The following is a 19,861-nucleotide window of genomic DNA, read 5'->3' on the forward strand; positions in this document are numbered from 1 at the left end:
ACAAAGCGTAGTACTTTCACTCGTTTTCCTTGCTACTCTAATTTTTGTGAATGGTATTAAATAGAGAATAAGTTTAAAAAAAGGTTGATGAAAATTCACTATCGAATATTTGATAGTGGATTTTTAACCCTTAAACAATAACCACAAGATAAGGAATGTCTCATGGCAACTGCTAATAATGTTAAAAATAATAATAAAATATCAGATAAAGTACTGGATAAAGGGGGCGCTGTTCGCGAAGGCGAGGAGCTTGATGCTAAAGCCGTCAGTGAATGGCTACGAGCTCAAGGTGTTGAGATAGAAGGCGCGCCTACCGTAACGCAATTCTCAGGTGGTGCCTCTAACTGGACGTACCGCTTACAATATGAAAATAAAAGCTTGGATAACAGCCAAGACCTGATTTTACGTCGTCCACCAAAAGGCACTAAAGCCAAGTCGGCGCATGATATGGTGCGCGAATATACGGTACAAAAATCGCTAGAAAATGTTTATCCTTATGTGCCAAAAATGGTGGCGCTGTGTACTGACGAAGCCGTTATCGGTGCAGATTTTTACGTGATGGAGCGTATGGAAGGTATTATTCCTCGTGCCAATTTACCAAAAGGGGTTGATTTAGATACCGAGCAAACACGTAAGTTATGTACCAATGTCATCGATGCTTTGGTGGAGCTACACCAAGTGGATTACAAACAACACCCTGATTTGGTGAGTCTGGGTCGCGGCGATGGTTACTGTGAGCGCCAAGTTAGTGGCTGGGATAAGCGCTATGTTAAAGCCAAAACCCCTAACGTGCCAAGCTTTGCATTGGTACGGCAGTGGCTTGGTAAGCATACACCTGCTGATAGTAAAACCTGTGTCATACACAACGATTGGCGCTTTGACAATGTGATTTTGGCAGCTGACGATCCGACCAAAGTCATTGGCGTCCTTGATTGGGAGATGGCGACCCTTGGCGATCCTTTGATGGATTTGGGTAGCGCATTAGCGTACTGGATTGAAGAAGATGACAATATCATCATGCAGCAGTCACGCCGTCAGCCAACTCACCTAAAGGGTATGATGACCCGCGATGAAGTTGTTGCTTATTATCTTGAGCAGACGGGGTTAGAGATAGAAAATTGGACTTTTTATGAGGTCTTTGGTCTATTCCGTCTGGCGGGTATCGTTCAACAAATTTATTATCGCTACTATCATAAACAAACCACCAATCCAGCGTTTAAGAACTTTTGGATTATCGTCCATGTACTACATGCCAAATGTCTTAAACTGATTGCTCAGTATGAAGGAGAGGCGCTATTTACCAGTCATGTGCAGCCGCATCTGCAAGATATGGGCGTCGATGCTGCCACCGTTGAACAGCTACCAAACCCCGTACAAACTGTTATTAAAGGTATTTTGCCAAAAAGCTATTTTGCGCAAACCACTCAAAAGCCTGAAGAATAAATAGTTTAAGTAAAATTCAAGAAATATCAGTGATAAGGCAGTATTTTATGACAACCATACTTTTAGCACGTCATGGTCAAGCCTCATTTGGTCAAGAAAATTACGATCAGCTTTCAAAGCTTGGTGAGCAACAGGCACAAATGCTGGGTCAGCACTACGCGACTACTCAGCGCCAAATCGATGCTATTTTTACTGGCAGCTTGGTCAGGCAGCAGGATTCGGCCCGTCATTTTTGGGAGCGTTATCAGTCATCTTTTGACGATAATAGCAATATACCTAGCACATCTGCAATCGACCTAAATATACCAGACAGCTATGTGCTGCCACAATTTGATGAGTTTAATCATAAAGACGTGTTTATCAAGTCCAATCCTGCCTTTGCTAGTAAAGGAGCCATCACAGCTGAGCTTGCTAAAGCGAATATACCAGTGACGCGTTTGGCTGAGCTGTTTGATAAGGCCATGCAGCGCTGGCATGGCGGTGATAATGATCATGATTATATCGAAAGCTGGACACAGTTTAATGAGCGGGCAACGCTGGCGCTTGAACAAGTACGCTTGCAAGTGGCAAAGATGGGTTTAGAGCGAGATAGTACCGTGTTAGTCTTTACTTCTGGCGGCATCATCGCGGCTATCACCGCACAATTGTTACAGCAGGGCAGCCAAACCGCTTATCAACTCAATAAAAGCTTGGTCAATACTGGCGTAACGTCTATTACCTTCAAGGAGCAAAGTACACGCTTATTGTCTTTAAATGAATATAGTCATTTATTCGCTGAAGGCAAACGCTTTGTGACGTGGCGTTAAAATAACAGGCAGTTTTTTGCCACGTCTTTTAATAAGCTCTTATGTATAGTCGATCCACTATAAAACAAATACAGTGCTACTGGGATAAGTTTTGCGCTGCCTCTGTCTGCGCCGGCACAGCAAGCAAGGGAAATTTATCCCAGTAGCGCGTTATAATATTTGTACTTATTTTATGAAAGACTGACTATAGTCAAACTCAAATAACGCTGCTACTTATACAGTTCTGATATAAATATCTAGCCATGACGTTTATAATCAGAGTCGCTATCATCAGGATTTATAATAAATGCATTATCAGCTCAAATAATACCAAAGCCAGATAGACAAACGAGAGGCTTCGCGCTATCTTGATATCGATATGGAGAAATAAGGGACTGTTCATGCAACATAAGTTAATGAGCCTAGTGGCAAAAACGGCTATTAAAAGTAAAGATCAATTATTTGGTGCCATACAGCCAGCGCGTTATCTAAAAGGCTTGAATAAGCAGCAGATTGGCCATGGCAAAACGGTTTTAATCACTGGTGCTAGCTCAGGATTGGGCGAGGGCATGGCAAGGTTATTTGCTAAGCTTGGCTATAACTTGGCCATTTGTGCGCGGCGTACTGAGCGACTAGAAAGGCTAAAAACAGAATTGTCGGCACAATATCCTGATATTCGTATTGAGTATCGCGTGCTAGATGTCAGCGATTATGAGGCGATCTTTGAAGTGTTTGACGCGTTTGTGGCTGATTTTGGCCATATAGACCGTGTGGTGGTTAATGCGGGTATTGGTGATAGCCGCCGTATTGGCAAAGGCCGCTTTGATACTAACCGCCGTACGGTTGAGATCAACTTTGTATCAGCATTGGCACAGTGCGAAGCGGCGATGAATATTTTCCGCGCTCAAAATAGTGGACATCTGGTGGTGATATCGAGCATGTCAGCGATGCGCGGACTGCCTAAGCATCTGACAGCCTATGGGGCGAGTAAAGCGGGCTTGGCTCATCTAGCGGAAGGCATTCGTGCTGATATGTTGTTAACCAAACTGCCGATTCAGATTTCTACTATTTATCCAGGTTATATCCGTACCGAAATCAATACCAATGCCAAACCATTACCATTTGAAGTGGATGCAGATACGGGCACTAAAGCCATCGTTGCAGCGATTGAAGCTGGAGTAGAGGAAGCTTGTGTGCCAAGTTTACCGTGGTCGATCGTCGGTCAAGCAATGAAGCATTTACCATTACAAATAGTGAATAAAGTCAGTTAGCAACACTGTATTATTTTTAAGTTAGAACGACTATATTGGCATTAGAGTAAGCGGAAAATAAGATCAAAAAAGCCCTCCACATCACATGTGGAGGGCTTTTATCGTTTTGGAGGCTATAAAGCTTGAGGGTTGTCTAACATGTGTTTTTCACGTAGTTTTTGACGCAGCACTTTACCCACGTTACTTTTTGGTAGCTCGCTGACAAACTCGATATGACGCGGGCATTTATAGCCCGTCATATTGTCTAATGCAAACTCTTTGATAGCACTTTTGGTCACGTTATTGTCTGCAGGCACCACATATATTTTGACCGCTTCGCCTTGACGCTCATCAGGAATGCCAATTACCGCACAATCAACAATACCTTTATAATCCAGCATGACAGATTCGATCTCATTCGGGAAGACGTTAAATCCTGAGACTAAAACCATGTCTTTTTTGCGATCAAGTAGGGTGATGTAACCCCTTTCATCCATACTGATAATATCGCCTGTACGGAAATAACCATCGCTGGTAAAATCATTAGTGTTGTCTTTATTAAGGTAGCCCGAGGTGATATTTGGCCCTTTGATACACATCTCGCCAGCTTGATGTAAGCCTACACGGTTACCTTCATCATCTACGACGATGATATCGACACTAGGTACTGGTATGCCTATGGTGCCGTTAAACTTTCTGTCAGTGATGACATTGGCCGTACCAGCCGCCACACCTTCGGTCATACCCCAACCTTCAACCATCGGGCAGCCAGTGACTTCTAACCAGCGAGCTGCCGTCTGTTCAGTGGCAGCCATACCACCAGCTTGTGAAATACGTAGCGAGCTAAAATCTAAATCTTTAAAGGTTGGTTGATCCAGTAGTCCTTTAAATAGCGTATTAACCGCAGGGAAGATATGGAACGGCTGTTTGGATAACGTTTTGACAAAACCAGGCATATCGCGTGGGTTGGGTACCAGTATAAAGGTATACCCTGAACGCATGCCCAAAAGGCTGAGCATAAAGGCAAAAATATGATACAGCGGTAACGCCATGACCATATTGATGTACACTTCATTGATGTCTGAAGTGACAGGGCGATACCAGGCTTCTGACTGCATGGCGGCAGCGACGACATTACGCTGAGTCAATATAGCCCCTTTAGATAGCCCTGTCGTACCACCAGTGTATTGCAAAATAGCTTTTTGTTGTAGGGCGGTTGTTGGTGCTTTAAAAGGTAGGTTTTTGCCTTTTTTTAATACATCAGGAAATTTAGTAACATTATATTTAGGGTCATTAAGATTATACTTAGGCACTAAACGCTTAACCTGACGGATAACGGTATTAACCAAAATACCTTTTAGTCCCATCATGTCGCCCATTTTTGATAGGACAATACGCTTGATATTGGTCTCTTCGATCACTTGCTCGAGTGCTTGAGCGAAGTTGTCGACCACAAAAATAACCTGAGCGCCCGAATCATTTAGTTGATGACGCAATTCGCGACCCGTATATAGCGGGTTGACAGGGGTACAGACGTAGCCAGCACGCAAAATACCAATCATCGTCGGCAAGTATTGTGGTACGTTTGGCATCATAACTGCCACCACGCTACCTTTGGGGATATCTTGCGCTTGTAACCATGCCGCTATGGCAAGAGAGGCTTTATCGACATCACCATACGTATGAGTGACGCCCATACAGATAGTCATTGGGTGCATACGAAAACGGTTAAAGCATTCTTCATATAGCTCTATGAGGTTTTCATACTGATCAGGGTTGATAGTTTTTGGTACGTTTTGAGGGTACTGATCGAGCCAAGGTTTATCTACTGTCATATTTAGTGTCCTTAAATGTTGAGATAAGTTAAGGTTTTATAAGAAAGTAGTCACATCCATGTCAACAATACCAGTCATCGCTTTGAGGGCAATGGATTGTCGCGTGCTATCCCATTTATTCACAGACTGCTGAAATACGGTAACCTCTATATAATGATATTTAACTAAGTGACATATTTTGGCAACACATTAACATAATTACCATTGATTCCGTTATTTTCATACAAGAACTTGATAGTTTATTATTAAGTTTGATAAACCAAAGAATATATGTTGCAAAATAGAGAAGACAGGATGTTTGGTAAGCTGAAATGAACGTTTTTCTCAGTTAGGCATCAAGGGGTTAAGGAAAAAACGCCTCACATATTATGTAAGGCGCTTGTTACGATATAGGTTTTATATCATTTAGAATTGAGGGTTATCTGCCATGTGTTTTTCGCGGAGTTTTTGACGCAGTACTTTACCCACATTACTTTTTGGTAGCTCGCTGACAAACTCGATATGACGTGGGCATTTATAGCCCGTCATATTGTCTAATGCAAACTCTTTGATAGCGCTTTTGGTCACGTTATTGTCTGCAGGGATAACATATATTTTGACTGTTTCGCCTTGACGCTCATCAGGAATGCCAATCACCGCACAATCAATAATACCCTCATAATCGAGCATGACCGATTCAACTTCATTTGGGAAGACGTTAAATCCTGAGACCAGAATCATATCTTTTTTGCGGTCCAATAGTCTAAAGTAGCCTTTTTCATCCATGCTGACGATATCGCCAGTACGGAAATATCCATCGCTGGTAAAGTCGTCGCTACTGTCTCTATTGAGGTAGCCTGAGGTGATGTTAGGGCCTTTTACGCACATCTCGCCTGCCTGATTGACCCCAACGCGATTGCCCTCGTCATCAATAATAACAATATCTACGCTAGGAACGGGAACACCAATAGTGCCGTTGAACTTACGATCAGTGACGACGTTGGCTGTACCCACGGCAACACCCTCAGTCATACCCCAGCCCTCAATCATGGCACAGCCTGTCGTCTCAAGCCAGCGTTTGGCAGTTTGCTCTGTCGCAGCCATACCACCAGCTTGTGAGATACGCAATGAGCTAAAATCCAAGTCTTTAAAGTTTGGATTATCCAGCAACCCTTTAAACAAGGTATTAACCGCAGGGAAAATATGAAACGGCTGTTTTGATAATGTTTTGACAAACCCTGGTATGTCACGTGGATTAGGTACCAGAATAAAAGTATAACCCGAGCGCATACCGAGTGAGCTAAGCATAAAGGCAAAAATATGATACAGCGGTAACGCCATGACCATATTGATATAAACCTCGTTGATCTCTGAGGTAATAGGCCGTGTCCATGCTTCTGATTGCATAGCAGCTGCGACGATATTACGCTGAGATAAAATTGCACCTTTTGATAGCCCCGTCGTACCACCGGTGTACTGTAAAAAGGCTTTTTGATCCAAAGTCATTTTTGGCTTTTGGAAAGGCAGGTTTCTACCTTTTTTGAGCACGTCAGGTAATTTGGTGACGTCATATTTAGGGTCATTAAGGTTGTATTTAGGTACTAAACGCTTAACTTGACGGATGATGGTATTCACTAGAATACCTTTCAGACCCATCATGTCGCCCATTTTTGATAAGACAATACGTTTGATATTGGTCTCTTCAATGACTTGCTCGAGTGCTTGAGCGAAGTTGTCGACCACAAATATAGCTTGAGCCCCTGAATCATTTAGTTGATGACGGAGCTCGCGACCGGTATATAGCGGGTTAACAGGGGTACAAACGTAACCAGCACGCAAAATACCAATCATTGTCGGCAAATATTGCGGTACGTTTGGCATCATGAGTGCCACCACACTGCCTTGAGGCAACCCTTGCGCTTGTAGCCATGCTGCAACGGCAAGTGAGGCTTTATCAATATCATCGTAGGTATGGGTAACGCCCATACAAATACTCATCGGATGCAGACGAAAGCGATCAAAGCACTCCTCGTACAGCTCCATGATGCTGCCATATTTATCTGGGTTGATCGTTTTAGGTACACCATTGGGATATTGGGCAAGCCAAGGTTTGTTCGGCGTCATGTCAGCGTCCTTGAAGTTCTAAATAGGGTGGGATTGTGTAATAAAGCAGCCATATCCGTGTCAATAAAACTTATCAGCGCTGACGTAAATCGTTTGCCGCTGAGAGCGATAATATCCTTATCTATTGACGGACCGCTAAGTTTTGTTACTTCGTTCAGTTGCGATGAATGATAAAAGTGTGAAAGTCTAATGAGTGAATTTTAGAAAATACGCTTAAATAAGATCTCTTACTGATTACCTATCACTAAAAATAATGTATTAAGTATAAAATGATACATTTAAGCAATACATTAGCATGAATCTATGTAAATACACTATTAACATGCGCGTACTGCTCAGTACATACAATATAGCTATAAATGAATGTATTTAGAGGTTAAGGAGTGGACACTAAAACCGTCATTGTAACAATAAACGGTTGTTCATCTTTAGGCCGTGATTTGAAAAATTACTCAGCAATATGTTGTGCTATCGCTTGCTCGATAGTGGTGCGTAGGGTCTGTGGTACACGGATGGGGCGCATGGGGGTGGCAGTAGCGCCAGTATCGTTGCTACCGATTTTATCTTTAGATATCGATTCTGGTCTAATTTGGTTTTGTACGCAGGCAATGACAATTTTGGTGCTACTTAATAAGCTGTTGCTAGTTTTGGCATTGTTATCTGCTGTATGACGATGGATGCTTTGATAGAATATAATACTGGCAGGTTTTAGCTCGACTTTATCGATGCGCACATTGATAACTTCATCTAAGAGAATGGCTTTTTTGTATTGTAAGTCTGCTTGGCTTACGACGAAGTGCTGCACGTCACCAGCATCAGTCTGTAAGAAATAACCATTCAAACCCAGCTTGGTAAACCAATCACGTCGGCAGTTTTCAAAAAAGACCAAATGATTGGCGTGATAGACTATACCGCCCGCATCAGTATGGTTAATATACACCTTATAATCTGTCGCAAATAGTGGTGTGGTTTCATTATTCATAGTCGCCGCTGCGTTGGTACTTTTGTGGATAGTGGTTGTCATAAAAATGCTCAATATTTTAATAAGTTTTATTTGGTGAAGTCTTTTTCTACCAAGCGTTGCTTAGGGGTTGAATTCTATACAGACCCTAATAATTCTGCCAATAATAACTACTCTAGCTTAAGATATAAAGGCACGCAACAGATAGGTTGGTCTACGTCTGTTATCATAGTCGCTTACATTTGGCGGTATCTCATATATTCGTATCAAAACCCCATTTCAATCAATCAGTATAGGATAGTTTATGACCCGTTTTGTTTGTTTTAATGTCAATGGTATTCGCGCTCGTCAGCATCAGCTTGAGTCAGTGCGAGAGACAATCGATCCTGACGTCATGGGGCTACAAGAAACCAAAGTTCACGATGAGCAATTTCCGCTTGAAAATGTGGAAAGTTTGGGCTATCACGTCGAATATTTTGGTCAAAAAGCCCATTACGGCGTCGCATTATTGTCCAAAGTTGCGCCTATTTTTGTACAAAAAGGTTTTCCTGGTGAAGATGAAGACGCACAAAAACGCTTTATCCATGCACGCTACGAGCTGCAAGGGCGTGAGATTGATGTGCTCAATGGTTACTTTCCACAAGGGGAGAGCCAAGATCATCCGACCAAGTTTCCGATGAAGCGCGCTTATTATGCCGATTTGATAAAGTATATCGACACTTTAAAAGCAGAAGGGCGCTCGCTTGTCATTATGGGTGATATGAATGTGGCACCTGAAGATATCGATATCGGCATTGGTGAAGTCAATGCCAAACGCTGGCTTAAAAATAGAAAAACCTCCTTTTTGCCAGAGGAGCGCGAGTGGTATAGTGACCTTATGGCGCGTGAGCTGACTGATACTTATCGTTTGCATTATCCAGAGAGTACCGAGTTATACAGCTGGTTTGATTATCGCAGTCGTGGCTTCAACGATGAGCCTAAGCGCGGTTTACGTATCGATCATATCTTGTGCACCGCAGATTTAGTCGATAATTGTGTCGATGCAGGCATCAGTTACGAGCTACGTGCCATGGAAAAACCGTCTGATCATGCACCAATTTGGTCAGCGTTTGATTTAAGTAAATGATAGGTTCGTCTCTCTCTTTCTATAAATGATGATAAAAATTAAAACATAAGGATTTCACTATGGCCGTTGGCAACGTTGCAGTACCTAATACTATTTATCCTATTAAAGGTATAAAATTAAGCGCCACCGCAGCGGGCGTACGTTATAAAGATCGTGATGACTTGGTGCTGATTGAAATAGCGGATACCGCCACCACTGCGATTGTCACCACTAAGAACGCCTTTTGTGCTGCGCCTGTGCGAGTGTTACGTGAGCACTTTGCTAAAGTCTCGCCGCGTTATTTGGTGACCAATACCGGTAATGCTAATGCTGGTACGGGTGCTGATGGTAAGCGCCGTGCTGTAGATATCTGCGCTGCATTGGCAGACAAAGCTGGCGTGGCTACCGATACCGTTTTGCCGTTCTCTACTGGGGTGATTGGTGAGCCGTTAAATAGCGATGCAGTCATTGCTGGTTTAGATGATGCCTTGGCTAACTTAGCACCTGATAATTGGCTCGCCGCCGCGAATGGTATCCTGACTACTGATACCATTCCTAAGCTTGCCAGCCAAAAAGTTGATGTTTCTGGGAGTAGTTATCACATTACTGGCATGTCAAAAGGCTCAGGAATGATACGCCCTAACATGGCTACCATGCTCGGCTATGTGGCAACGGATGCCAATATCGCTGCTGATTTATTACAAGAGATGCTAAGCGCCATCAATGAGCAATCTTTTAATCGCATTACTGTCGATGGTGATACTTCTACTAACGACTGCTGTGTATTGATAGCGACAGGCGCAGCGAACTCAGAGGTCATTGATAGCATTGAGCATCCACATTATCAGCCAGTATTGACAGCATTGACCGAAGTGTTTGTCCGTCTGGCGCAGTTGATTGTACGTGATGGTGAAGGCGCTACTAAGTTTATGACTGTAAAAGTTACTGGCGGCAAGGTAACACAAGAATGCTGTGATGTGGCTTATGCCGTCGCCCATTCACCCTTAGTGAAAACAGCGTTTTTCGCCAGTGATGCCAATTGGGGCCGTATCTTAGCTGCAGTTGGTTATGCAGGCGTTGAAGACCTCGATACAGAGCAGGTCGATGTCTATCTAGACGAAGTGATGATTTGTCAAAACGGTGGCGTCGCACCAAGTTATACGGAGGCGGCGGGTAATACGGTAATGAGTCGCCCTGAGATTACCATTCATATCGACCTAGCACGTGGCGATGCCAGTGATACGGTTTATACTTGTGACTTATCGTACGATTACGTCAAAATAAATGCTGATTATCGTAGTTAAAGGCTGCTAATGCTATAAGTTTTTATGGCTTGCTGTTGAATATGCCCTAGTATTAATAAGCTTTATAAATCACTGTATCCCCAAGCCAGAGTCGATAATACTCTGGCTTTTTGCTGTTTGTATCTTGGTTGGTATCAATTTACTATTCTATTTAACATTTTACCGCAGAAATCCCCTACCTCTAAGGTAGTGGGGTGAATGCGTTTGACCTTGCGTGATTATTATTATATGATAAATATCTAATTCAGTCTATTTATATAAAGGCCTTATAATCAAATGCTTTTAGACACTAATTATCATTCAGTCTTTCTGCTAAATTACCATCTAATTTTAGTAACTAAATACCGTAGACAGGTTTTTGATGACGAAGTATCGGACAGAGCAAAAGCTATCTTTGAGCGCATTGCACCCGATTATAAGATTGATGTTGTTGAATGGAATCACGACAAAGATCATGTTCATATTTTATTCAAAGCACACCCCAAAACCGAAATTAGTAAATTCATTAACACCTATAAATCAGCAAGCAGTCGATTATTGAAAAAAGAATTTCCTAAGATTAAAACCAAGCTTTGGGAAGATAAGTTTTGGTCGCAATCATTCTGCCTAATCACGACTGGCGGTGCGCCTCTTGAAGTTATTAAAAAATATATCGTTGATCAAGGTAAATAATGACTAAGCAAATCCTTAAAGCCTATAAAGTCAGGTTGTACCCAAACGAGGATCAGCAGATATTCTTTGCTAAGTCGTTTGGTTGCACGCGCTTTATTTGGAATAGGATGCTTGCCGACAAGATTGATTATTACCAAGCCACTAAAACCACCTTAAACAACACACCAGCTCAGTACAAAAAAGAATTTGAATGGCTCAAAGAAGTCGATAGCTTGGCACTAGCCAATGTTCAACAAAACCTAAGAGCTGCCTACAGTAAATTCTTTAAAGGTGGTACTGGCTTCCCTAAGTTCAAGAAAAAAGGCATTAAAGACAGCTATACCACCAACAATCAGAAAGGAACGGTAGCGATCACAGACAGCACCGTTAAACTGCCGAAAATCGGTCATATCAATGCCAAATTCCCCGATAAAATAAACGGCTTGATTAAGAGCGCCACCATCAGCCGTACCCCATCAGGTAAGTATTTTGCCAGCCTGTTAGTCGAAACTATTGTTAATGAGCTACCAAAAACCCAATCAAACATCGGTATTGATTTAGGATTGACAGACTTTATCGTCTTATCGGACGGATGTAGAGTTGCCAATCCTAAGTTTCTAGCAAAGCTGCAAGACAAACTGGCGCGAGAACAAAAGATTTTAGCCAAGCGCAGAGCGGTTGCCAAAGCGGATCAGCGCAAGCTGTCAGAGAGCCGTAATTATCAGAAGCAAAAAATAAAAGTTGCCAAGGTCTATGAGAAAATAACCAATACCCGCAAAGACTTTCTACATAAGCTCTCATTCAACATCATCAAAAACCACGATGTGATTGCCATAGAGGACTTGAATGTAAAGGGTATGGTTAAGAACAGGAAGCTTGCCAAAGCCATATCGGACAGCTCATGGTCGTCATTCACCACCATGCTGGCCTATAAAGCAGAGTGGTACGGTAAAACGCTTGTCAAAATAGACCGGTGGTATCCATCCTCTAAGACCTGCTCAAACTGTGGTCACTTGCTAACGAAAGCTGAATTACCGCTGTCGGTGCGATCTTGGAATTGTCCAAGTTGTTTGCAAGAAAATGACCGCGACCTTAACGCCAGTATCAATATCTTAAACCAAGGATTGATACTAGCTAAACACTCAAAAACTGTCGGTGCGACAGGGTTAGCTTAGTAAATTTGCTTAACCTCTGATACAGAATATCGTATCAAGTATGAGCATTACCTAAGAAACCCCTACTTCTAAAGTAGTGGGTAGTTCATTACGTATTATTAACATCAGTTGCAAAAGCTGACGTTACTTTACAAACCAGTTGTAGAGAGTAAGGTAATTTGCGACCTATACTTGGTTCTAGTAAACGATAGATGACCTTACTGATATCGCCTGATGTGTTTTGAGCATATATCAATCATTATAAGATGTTCAAAATAATGAGCTTAAGTAGGCAATAATAATTAATAGCAATTAACTGAGGATTGAATAATGAAAAAATTAGCACTTGCAGCATTGATGACGACTTTTGCCCTTTCAGGTTGTTCTACGATGGGTATGGATAACGAGCGTACAATGGTTGTCGAAGGCCAACCTATGAACGTTAAGGTAGTCAATATTCCAAGCTTTAAGGTAGAAGTAGCACCGCGCAAAGCAGTTTGTGATCTAACGGCATCTGACGGTAACAAGATTGAGTCACAGTGCCTACAGTATCGTCAGGCTGGTCAAAGAAACTTCACGTCGCTTAACGGTAACATCCAAGGCTTTACTTATGAGCCAAACTATCGCTACATGCTAGACGTACGTCAAGAAGCAGTGACGGCTGAAGGCTCTAACGTTGTCCAGCCAGTTTGGATGCTAAACGAAGTTATCTCAAAAACGGCTGAGTAACTGCTAACCACTTATCTTGATTATAAAAAAAGACCTCTAATTAATTAGAGGTCTTTTTATGTCTTATCTATATACGAGGCTGATAAATTTATCAATTAGCCTCGTTATATTGTTAAGTGAACTGACTATATTATAATAGCATTCACAAAAATTAGAGTAGCAAGGAAAACGAGTGCAAGTGCTACGTACTATAGATTAAACGAGTTTGATACAGCTCATCGTACTTTTTGGGTTTGGTATAAGATTAGCATTGGCTGTATTTTACACTGACCCCATGAGTGGCAGTAGGTATGCGGTTGTCAGCATAAACCGCTAAACCGCCTCGTGAGGTTTCTTTATACTTATCTAGCATATCCGCACCCGTGACTCGCATGGTTTCAATGACTTTGTCTAAAGATACGAAGTGTTGTCCATTGCCGCGGCAGGCAAGTCGTGCTGCATTGACCGCTTTTACAGCGCCCATGGCATTGCGTTCGATGCAAGGTACTTGCACCAAGCCGCCAACAGGGTCGCAAGTCAGACCTAAGTTATGCTCAATGCCAATCTCGGCCGCATTAAGGCACTGAGCGGGATCGCCACCTATGATTTCTGCTAAGGCAGATGCGGCCATTGCGCATGCAGAGCCTACTTCCCCTTGACAGCCAACTTCAGCACCAGATATCGACGCGTTTTGTTTGATGAGACTACCGATAGCGGTGGCATTTAACAAAAATTTGCGCGCGCCCTCAACACTGTAGTTCGGTAAAAAGTCGCGATAATAGTGCATAACCGCAGGAATAATACCTGCTGCACCGTTAGTAGGGGCAGTCACGACATTACCCCCATTGGCGTTTTCTTCATTGACCGCTAAGGCATATAAATCAATCCAGTCCATTGCCACAAGCTTATCGTTTTTTGCAATATCCTGATTTTTCTCAGCACAAAGCTGCAGATGTAATGCTTGGGCACGACGCTTCACATCTAAGCCACCCGGCAAAATGCCACTGTTTTGACAGCCTCGCGTTACGCAATCTTGCATCGACTCCCAAATAGAGTCCAAGTAGGCGAATACTTCAGGTTGGTCGCGGTAATGACATTCATTGGCTAACACCAGTTCACTCACGCTTAAACGGTGCTGACGGCATTGCTCTAGAAGCTCTGCGGCCGTATTAAAAGGGTAAGGAAGAGAGTCAATAGTTGGCGTGGCGTGATCTTCATCTGGATTGGTAGCATCTTCTTCGTTAATCACAAAGCCGCCACCTACGGAGTAATAGGTTTGCTGATAGTGGCTGTCGTCAGCCAATGACACGCGTATGGTCATAGCGTTAGGGTGATAGGGCAGGACTGTCTCACCATACCATTGAATATCACGCTCGGTATCAAAGGCAATAATATGCTCGCCTGCGATATTAAGTTGTTTGTTTGAAAAAATCGCTGATAGATATTGATTGGTCAAACGCGTATCGATGCTGCTAGGGGCATGCCCAAGCAAGCCTAATAATATGGCCGTATCCGTTGCGTGACCTTTACCTGTAGCGGCTAACGAGCCATATAGCTCAATCTCTAGGGATTTTATACTGGTAAGCTCGGTTTGCTTACGCAATGAGGTCAAAAATAAATTCGCCGCGACCATCGGGCCGACGGTATGTGAGCTTGATGGGCCGATGCCAATTTTAAATAAATCAAATACACTAATCATAATGAATTACCAAAAAGTGAAGTAGGGTTAGGATAACCGCATAGCCAAGACTATAGCGCCTACATAATAATATGATAGGCAACAAAAAATAACAGGTACCGTTAATTGGTGGATTTAGAGCATCGTCTATGAAAATGTTTAAACGCAGTAGTTCGAGTGACGGGTGAATAATAGCTGTTGTTTATTATTAAATTCCGTTATGATGCTCGGCATCAACGCTTATGTAACATCCTGTAAGTTGGCTGTCGCTATAGAATACAATAGGTGCGAGCAACCGAAGCGGTGACTTTAGTAGAACATATCTCACTCGATACATCTAGCAAAATATGGCTATTTTATAAAATAATGTACTTTGTCAGCCTTTCTACAAACAAGTGGTTGGATATAGCAGAGTCTTTTGAATACGCCCATAAATATAGTAGCTTTTGTTGCACATACTGCTATTTATTATTTCTTTATTTATCCTAACCACCATTAATCAGCTATCATTACTCAATTAATATTAAGCGGTTATGACAAGTTTAGGCCACATAGGACAAGCGCATGGTAATCCCTCCAGAAAACCCCTCCCCATCAGAGAAAAGCAATCAAGCAGAACCGCTAATGCCAAATGCATTAGAGGCAGCGGGTATTGATTCAGCAACTGATTCAGCGACAATGAGCTTACCGCATAATCCAGATTTTGAAAATGGCCGTTGGTTTCCGACTTGGAAACCGTTCAAAGGCGATTTAGACCGCACGCCAGTCGGTATCAATGAATATTTACCACCATCGAAAAGCATGCTGCTGGGTGTACAACACACCTTTGCTATGTTTGGCTCGACGGTACTTGCGCCCTTATTGATGGGGTTTGATCCCAATTTAGCCATTTTGATGTCCGGTATTTGTACGGTGATGTTTTTTATGATCACTGGCGGGCGGATGCCCAGCTATTTGGGCTCAAGCTTTGCGTTTATCGGCCCTGTTATTGCCGTTACTGCTTATGCTGGCGTTGGCTTCAATGCCAATCTTAATGTCGCTTTAGGTGGCATTATGGTGTGCGGTATCATTTATGCCTTGGTGGGCTTGTTGGTGATAAAGACGGGCACAGGATGGATTGAGCGCTTGATGCCGCCTATTGTCACGGGTGCCATTGTGATGATTATTGGTCTTAATTTAGCGCCAGTAACCATTCAAGGGGTGTCTGCTAATCAGTTTGATGCGTGGATGGCTGCATTGACGGTATTGTTAATCAGTGGGGTGGCGGTCTTTACGCGCGGTATGTTACGACGCTTGTTGTTGTTAGTGGGTTTAATACTATCGTATATTGTCTATTATGTATTGACCAATGTGATGGGCTTTGGGGTGCCGATTGACTTTAGTGGTCTCCAATCAGCTTCATGGTTTGGGCTACCCAGCATTCATACGCCAAAATTTGAGATGAGTGCGATTATACTAATTGCGCCAGTGGCCTTTATTCTGATTGCCGAAAACCTAGGGCATTTTAAAGCGGTAGAAGGCATGACCAAAGCTCGCGTGACACCTTATATGGGTCGAGCATTTTTTGCTGATGGCTTGGCGACAACTTTTTCAGCAGGTTTTGGCGGTACTGGCGTCACCACTTATGCTGAAAACATCGGTGTGATGGCAGTGACTAAGGTTTATAGCACCACTATCTTTTTTATTGCAGGGGTGGTTGCTATCTTGCTTGGGCTATCACCAAAATTTGGCGCGATCATTCAGACGATTCCGCCAGCATTATTGGGCGGTGCCTCTATCGTGGTATTTGGTTTGATTGCGATTGCTGGTGCCAAAATATGGATAGACAGTCATATCGATTTTAGCAAAAACAGCAATCTTATCATTGCTGCTGTGACCGTTATTATGGGTACAGGTAACTTTAGTCTGCATCTAGGTGGCTTTGATTTGGGCGGTATTGGTACGGCGACTTTGACCGCAATTGTTCTTAACGCCTTGTTTAATCGCCAAAAAGACTAGGGCGTGTCCCTAAGTTTTTAGTCGTCATAAGCTTAAAAGAACTTAATATATCGTTAACTAAAAGCCATAATAACCATTGTGGCTTTTAGTTATTCTGGCGTTGTTCACCGTGTTGTTATTTATACTTACGGCTATAAAACCGTGCAAAAAACCGATAACGTCGTAGCGCGCGTGGCTTAGGTTTTAGTGAGCCCAAATAGATAGCAAACATAGTGAGCAGCGCGCCGCTCCATTGTAGAGTGTTGATGGATTTGTCCAGCCAAGTATAATCGATAACTAAGGCGGCAATGGGCTCTGTTAAGAGTAGTAACCCCGTCAATGCAAGCGAAAGTTTAGGGATAGAGTAGGCGATGAGTCCCCACGCCAAGCACTGCATCACCGTGCCATAAATCAATATCCAACCAATCTCCGACCAGGTATTGGGTAAAATGTTACCCATATCGAAGATAAACATCGGCACAATCATCGCTATTACCCCGCCCAGACTGACCAGCTGCATCAATACAAATATGGGTGTCGGTTCGGTATCGTGGGTCTTGCGGATAAAGGTCATTGAGGCCGCTAACATGCCTCCCGATATGATACCGGTGACAAATCCCCAAGTAGCAGCTGTATTCTGTGCAAATTCAGGACTGCCAATCATCGCCACGCCCAGCATCGCCAAGCACAAGCTGAGCAACTGCAAAATAGATTGACGTTCATTAAAATATAAAAAGCCAATCGCGGCTAAAAAGAAAATCTGCAAGCTGTTAAGTAAGGTTGAAATACCAGGGCCGACCGCATAAATACTCTCGTGCCACAGTGCCAAATCCAAGCCTAAAAATGCACCAGATAATAACCCATAAACGATAGCACGTTTGGAGTAGGGTAAGCGCTGGCCCATAATTTTAGCCAATATAGTAAACACGACACCCGATATTGCAAGCCGCCAAAATGACATCGCCCAACCGCCAATATCGACATGAGCCACAATCAAACTGCCTAAACCAAAAATAATACAACCAATAAGTAAGCCAATGGATGCAGAGCGTGAAGAGTCGTCAGCCATAAAATATCTCTATAAAACATATCTAAAGGTTTTTTTGGTCGATGGACAGACCGGTTATAAATATAGTGAGTTTTAAAGAGGTGATTGTAAACCTTTTGATGCTAATTGACATCAGACATGCACTTTTTTGGTATCAGGGTTTGATATGAGTTTTACTGTTATTACTCTGTGACGTATGTTTAGCGTATTAAAGTTGGCGCTTTGCTCGCTATTGGTTTGTTTAGCAGCTTATAATACGGTAACTTTGCATAAAATATGAACTATACAGATAGTCGTTTAGTTTTTATCTTTTTGAAGTTAGTGTGTCGAAATCCTTTATACCATCTCGATTTAGGTCATCATCACTTATGTCATTACTATTTACTCTAAACAGAAAAAATATTCAACCACGAGCGTCGTATGAGATGAGCGTCAAACAGCTGCCTGTGTCGCGCCTTTGTGGGGGTATTGGTATTCTGTTAAGTGCGGTATTTTTTTTGCCAACGGCACAAGCTGCCAGCTGCAAACTGCCTAAAAGCTATTATAAAAATGTTTCTTGTACGGCTAGTAGTGGTTACTTTTTAGCGACAAAAGATTTTGGTGCACCCGTGGCGTTGTTGAATAAAGAAGGCAATAAGGTGGTTGATTTATCACGTTATCAAAAGGTTGCTGCGGACAAAATAGCGGGTGGCTTAATCCCCGTCCAGCGTAGCAATAAAGTCGGTTATGTCAATATGAAGGGCCGCGAAGTTGTGCCTACCGTGTATGACGTATTGGTCGAATCATCAGGCTGGGCAAGGGCAGTGTCAGAAGGGCGTATCGTGGTAAAAAAGAACGGCAACTATGGGGTAATCAATACTGCCAATAAAACCATTGTGCCGTTTTCAGCGTCGTTTAGCGATATTGATAACTATCAAAATGGACTCGCCCGCGTCCACAAAAACCGCGCGATTAGTTGGCTGGATAAAAATGGTAAAACGACCAGCGATCCTAATAACAGGGGCAGTACGCAAACAGATAGGGACCCAGCTTCTGCTAATTCATCGGCGTCAAAACCAAAACAAGCACCTGCCAATCAATTTACGACCTTACAGCCGCATCAACAAGACGGTAAATGGGGGTTCATCGATGACAATGACGTCACCATGATTACCTATTCATTTGATGAAGTACGGCCATTTTCGGAAGGATTGGCAGGCGTGCGTATTGATAGCGACTGGGGCTTTGTCAATCTTGGTGGTGAGCTGGTGATTCCTTTTCGCTTTGACAATAGTGGCGTCAGTACTGGCGATAGCTACCAAGGTAAACCAGCGTTTATATTTACAGGTGGCAAAGCATGGATAGGTAATTTAAAAAATGGTAATAAGATGTGCATTGATAAAGACGGCGCTGGTGTCGGTTGTGATTAAAACTTAATACCATGTTTATTCTGAAAAAAGCTTATATATCTTTAGTTCACTAATTAGCATAGGTAGGTAGTTATTCAGAGATATTTGATTAACTCAACTACTTATTAGATTTTACCTCAATGGTGTACTCTTGTTCAAAACCAGATCCTGGAAAGTTAGTTCCGTATGTATCCCCAGCGATATAAATATGAACAGGCTTTAATGCTGTAGGTGTGCCAGTCACGGTCAACAGGTTATAATCTTTATAACCTCCCTCTGCAAGACTTGGCATAATTTTGAAACTAGCGTCAGACACTTCAGAATGGAAGTTGAGATCGACGACAGTACCCCCTGTAATCTCTATATTGGCTTGATAGGATTGATTAAGGTAAGCGTCAGGTAATTTATTAGGTGTTACATGAACACTAGGAGCACATCCAACTAATAGCAGTATTTATAGGGTGGCTGAGT

At 42.7% G+C, this 19,861-nt stretch carries 15 protein-coding genes; 10 read left to right on the forward strand and 5 right to left on the reverse strand.

The window, feature by feature from the left end; genetic code table 11:
• The first annotated feature begins 162 nt into the window (after nt 1-162).
• The 3 genes from EI161_RS00915 to EI161_RS00925 all read left to right on the forward strand — a co-directional run bounded on the left by EI161_RS00915 (nt 163) and on the right by EI161_RS00925 (nt 3,499).
• A complete protein-coding gene (locus EI161_RS00915; protein ID WP_192528773.1) occupies nt 163-1,443 on the forward strand; it encodes a phosphotransferase family protein in 1,281 nt (426 codons plus the stop codon).
• Between the two features lie 47 nt (nt 1,444-1,490).
• On the forward strand, nt 1,491-2,249 hold the full coding sequence (locus tag EI161_RS00920; protein ID WP_192528774.1) for a histidine phosphatase family protein: 759 nt from the start codon (nt 1,491-1,493) through the stop codon (nt 2,247-2,249).
• 380 nt (nt 2,250-2,629) lie between these two features.
• Complete coding sequence (locus EI161_RS00925) at nt 2,630-3,499, forward strand: SDR family oxidoreductase (RefSeq protein ID WP_192528775.1); 870 nt, start codon at nt 2,630-2,632, stop codon at nt 3,497-3,499.
• Between the two features lie 113 nt (nt 3,500-3,612).
• Here EI161_RS00925 and EI161_RS00930 read toward each other — a convergent pair whose 3' ends face one another.
• The 3 genes from EI161_RS00930 to EI161_RS00940 form a co-directional block, all read right to left on the reverse strand.
• On the reverse strand, nt 3,613-5,313 hold the full coding sequence (locus EI161_RS00930) for an AMP-binding protein (protein ID WP_192523921.1): 1,701 nt from the start codon (nt 5,311-5,313) through the stop codon (nt 3,613-3,615).
• 405 nt (nt 5,314-5,718) lie between these two features.
• Entirely contained in the window at nt 5,719-7,416 is a 1,698-nt protein-coding gene (locus EI161_RS00935; RefSeq protein ID WP_192523922.1) for an AMP-binding protein, read from the reverse strand.
• 448 nt (nt 7,417-7,864) lie between these two features.
• The gene (locus EI161_RS00940) at nt 7,865-8,440 is read right to left on the reverse strand and encodes a thioesterase family protein (RefSeq protein ID WP_192523923.1); all 576 of its coding nucleotides are present in this window, start codon (nt 8,438-8,440) and stop codon (nt 7,865-7,867) included.
• Between the two features lie 241 nt (nt 8,441-8,681).
• Here EI161_RS00940 and xthA point away from each other — a divergent pair, with 241 nt between their 5' ends.
• From xthA to EI161_RS00965, 5 genes are all read left to right on the forward strand, one after another.
• Nucleotides 8,682-9,503 (forward strand): exodeoxyribonuclease III, encoded by an 822-nt coding sequence (xthA, locus tag EI161_RS00945; protein ID WP_192523924.1) that lies wholly within the window; start codon nt 8,682-8,684, stop codon nt 9,501-9,503.
• A gap of 59 nt (nt 9,504-9,562) precedes the next feature.
• The gene (gene argJ / locus EI161_RS00950; RefSeq protein ID WP_192523925.1) at nt 9,563-10,786 is read left to right on the forward strand and encodes a bifunctional glutamate N-acetyltransferase/amino-acid acetyltransferase ArgJ; all 1,224 of its coding nucleotides are present in this window, start codon (nt 9,563-9,565) and stop codon (nt 10,784-10,786) included.
• 276 nt (nt 10,787-11,062) lie between these two features.
• Nucleotides 11,063-11,458 carry an IS200/IS605 family transposase gene (gene tnpA, locus EI161_RS00955; RefSeq protein ID WP_192523926.1) on the forward strand — a complete coding sequence of 132 codons (396 nt, stop codon included), beginning with the start codon at nt 11,063-11,065 and terminating at the stop codon, nt 11,456-11,458.
• A complete protein-coding gene (gene tnpB / locus EI161_RS00960; protein WP_192523927.1) occupies nt 11,458-12,612 on the forward strand; it encodes an IS200/IS605 family element RNA-guided endonuclease TnpB in 1,155 nt (384 codons plus the stop codon). The genes tnpA and tnpB overlap by 1 nt, the downstream gene beginning before the upstream one ends.
• A 309-nt stretch (nt 12,613-12,921) precedes the next feature.
• Complete coding sequence (locus EI161_RS00965; protein WP_192524781.1) at nt 12,922-13,320, forward strand: DUF4377 domain-containing protein; 399 nt, start codon at nt 12,922-12,924, stop codon at nt 13,318-13,320.
• Between the two features lie 244 nt (nt 13,321-13,564).
• Here EI161_RS00965 and EI161_RS00970 read toward each other — a convergent pair whose 3' ends face one another.
• The gene (locus EI161_RS00970) at nt 13,565-14,998 is read right to left on the reverse strand and encodes an L-serine ammonia-lyase (protein WP_225735164.1); all 1,434 of its coding nucleotides are present in this window, start codon (nt 14,996-14,998) and stop codon (nt 13,565-13,567) included.
• Nucleotides 14,999-15,541: 543 nt separating this feature from the next.
• On the opposite strand from EI161_RS00970, the gene EI161_RS00975 reads away from it, so the two are divergent.
• On the forward strand, nt 15,542-16,975 hold the full coding sequence (locus EI161_RS00975; protein ID WP_192524782.1) for a solute carrier family 23 protein: 1,434 nt from the start codon (nt 15,542-15,544) through the stop codon (nt 16,973-16,975).
• Between the two features lie 115 nt (nt 16,976-17,090).
• On the opposite strand, the gene EI161_RS00980 is transcribed toward EI161_RS00975, so the two are convergent.
• Nucleotides 17,091-18,023, reverse strand: coding sequence for a DMT family transporter (locus tag EI161_RS00980; RefSeq protein ID WP_192528776.1), 933 nt, complete (start codon nt 18,021-18,023; stop codon nt 17,091-17,093).
• 347 nt (nt 18,024-18,370) lie between these two features.
• Between EI161_RS00980 and EI161_RS00985 the strand changes: the two genes are divergently transcribed.
• The gene (locus EI161_RS00985; RefSeq protein WP_225735165.1) at nt 18,371-19,411 is read left to right on the forward strand and encodes a WG repeat-containing protein; all 1,041 of its coding nucleotides are present in this window, start codon (nt 18,371-18,373) and stop codon (nt 19,409-19,411) included.
• Nucleotides 19,412-19,861: the final 450 nt, after the last annotated feature.

Origin of the sequence: Psychrobacter sp. FME5, assembly GCF_014861375.1 — a bacterium.
Classification (GTDB): Bacteria; Pseudomonadota; Gammaproteobacteria; order Pseudomonadales; family Moraxellaceae; genus Psychrobacter.

Excerpts from the sequence above, each read along its gene's own strand:
- EI161_RS00915 (WP_192528773.1), top strand. The coding sequence starts at position 163 with ATGGCAACTGCTAATAATGTTAAAAATAATAATAAAATATCAGATAAA.
- EI161_RS00920 (WP_192528774.1), top strand. The coding sequence starts at position 1,491 with ATGACAACCATACTTTTAGCACGTCATGGTCAAGCCTCATTTGGTCAA.
- EI161_RS00925 (WP_192528775.1), top strand. The coding sequence starts at position 2,630 with ATGCAACATAAGTTAATGAGCCTAGTGGCAAAAACGGCTATTAAAAGT.
- EI161_RS00930 (WP_192523921.1), bottom strand. The coding sequence starts at position 5,313 with ATGACAGTAGATAAACCTTGGCTCGATCAGTACCCTCAAAACGTACCA.
- EI161_RS00935 (WP_192523922.1), bottom strand. The coding sequence starts at position 7,416 with ATGACGCCGAACAAACCTTGGCTTGCCCAATATCCCAATGGTGTACCT.
- EI161_RS00940 (WP_192523923.1), bottom strand. The coding sequence starts at position 8,440 with ATGACAACCACTATCCACAAAAGTACCAACGCAGCGGCGACTATGAAT.
- xthA (WP_192523924.1), top strand. The coding sequence starts at position 8,682 with ATGACCCGTTTTGTTTGTTTTAATGTCAATGGTATTCGCGCTCGTCAG.
- argJ (WP_192523925.1), top strand. The coding sequence starts at position 9,563 with ATGGCCGTTGGCAACGTTGCAGTACCTAATACTATTTATCCTATTAAA.
- tnpA (WP_192523926.1), top strand. The coding sequence starts at position 11,063 with ATGCTTTTAGACACTAATTATCATTCAGTCTTTCTGCTAAATTACCAT.
- tnpB (WP_192523927.1), top strand. The coding sequence starts at position 11,458 with ATGACTAAGCAAATCCTTAAAGCCTATAAAGTCAGGTTGTACCCAAAC.
- EI161_RS00965 (WP_192524781.1), top strand. The coding sequence starts at position 12,922 with ATGAAAAAATTAGCACTTGCAGCATTGATGACGACTTTTGCCCTTTCA.
- EI161_RS00970 (WP_225735164.1), bottom strand. The coding sequence starts at position 14,998 with ATGATTAGTGTATTTGATTTATTTAAAATTGGCATCGGCCCATCAAGC.
- EI161_RS00975 (WP_192524782.1), top strand. The coding sequence starts at position 15,542 with ATGGTAATCCCTCCAGAAAACCCCTCCCCATCAGAGAAAAGCAATCAA.
- EI161_RS00980 (WP_192528776.1), bottom strand. The coding sequence starts at position 18,023 with ATGGCTGACGACTCTTCACGCTCTGCATCCATTGGCTTACTTATTGGT.
- EI161_RS00985 (WP_225735165.1), top strand. The coding sequence starts at position 18,371 with ATGTCATTACTATTTACTCTAAACAGAAAAAATATTCAACCACGAGCG.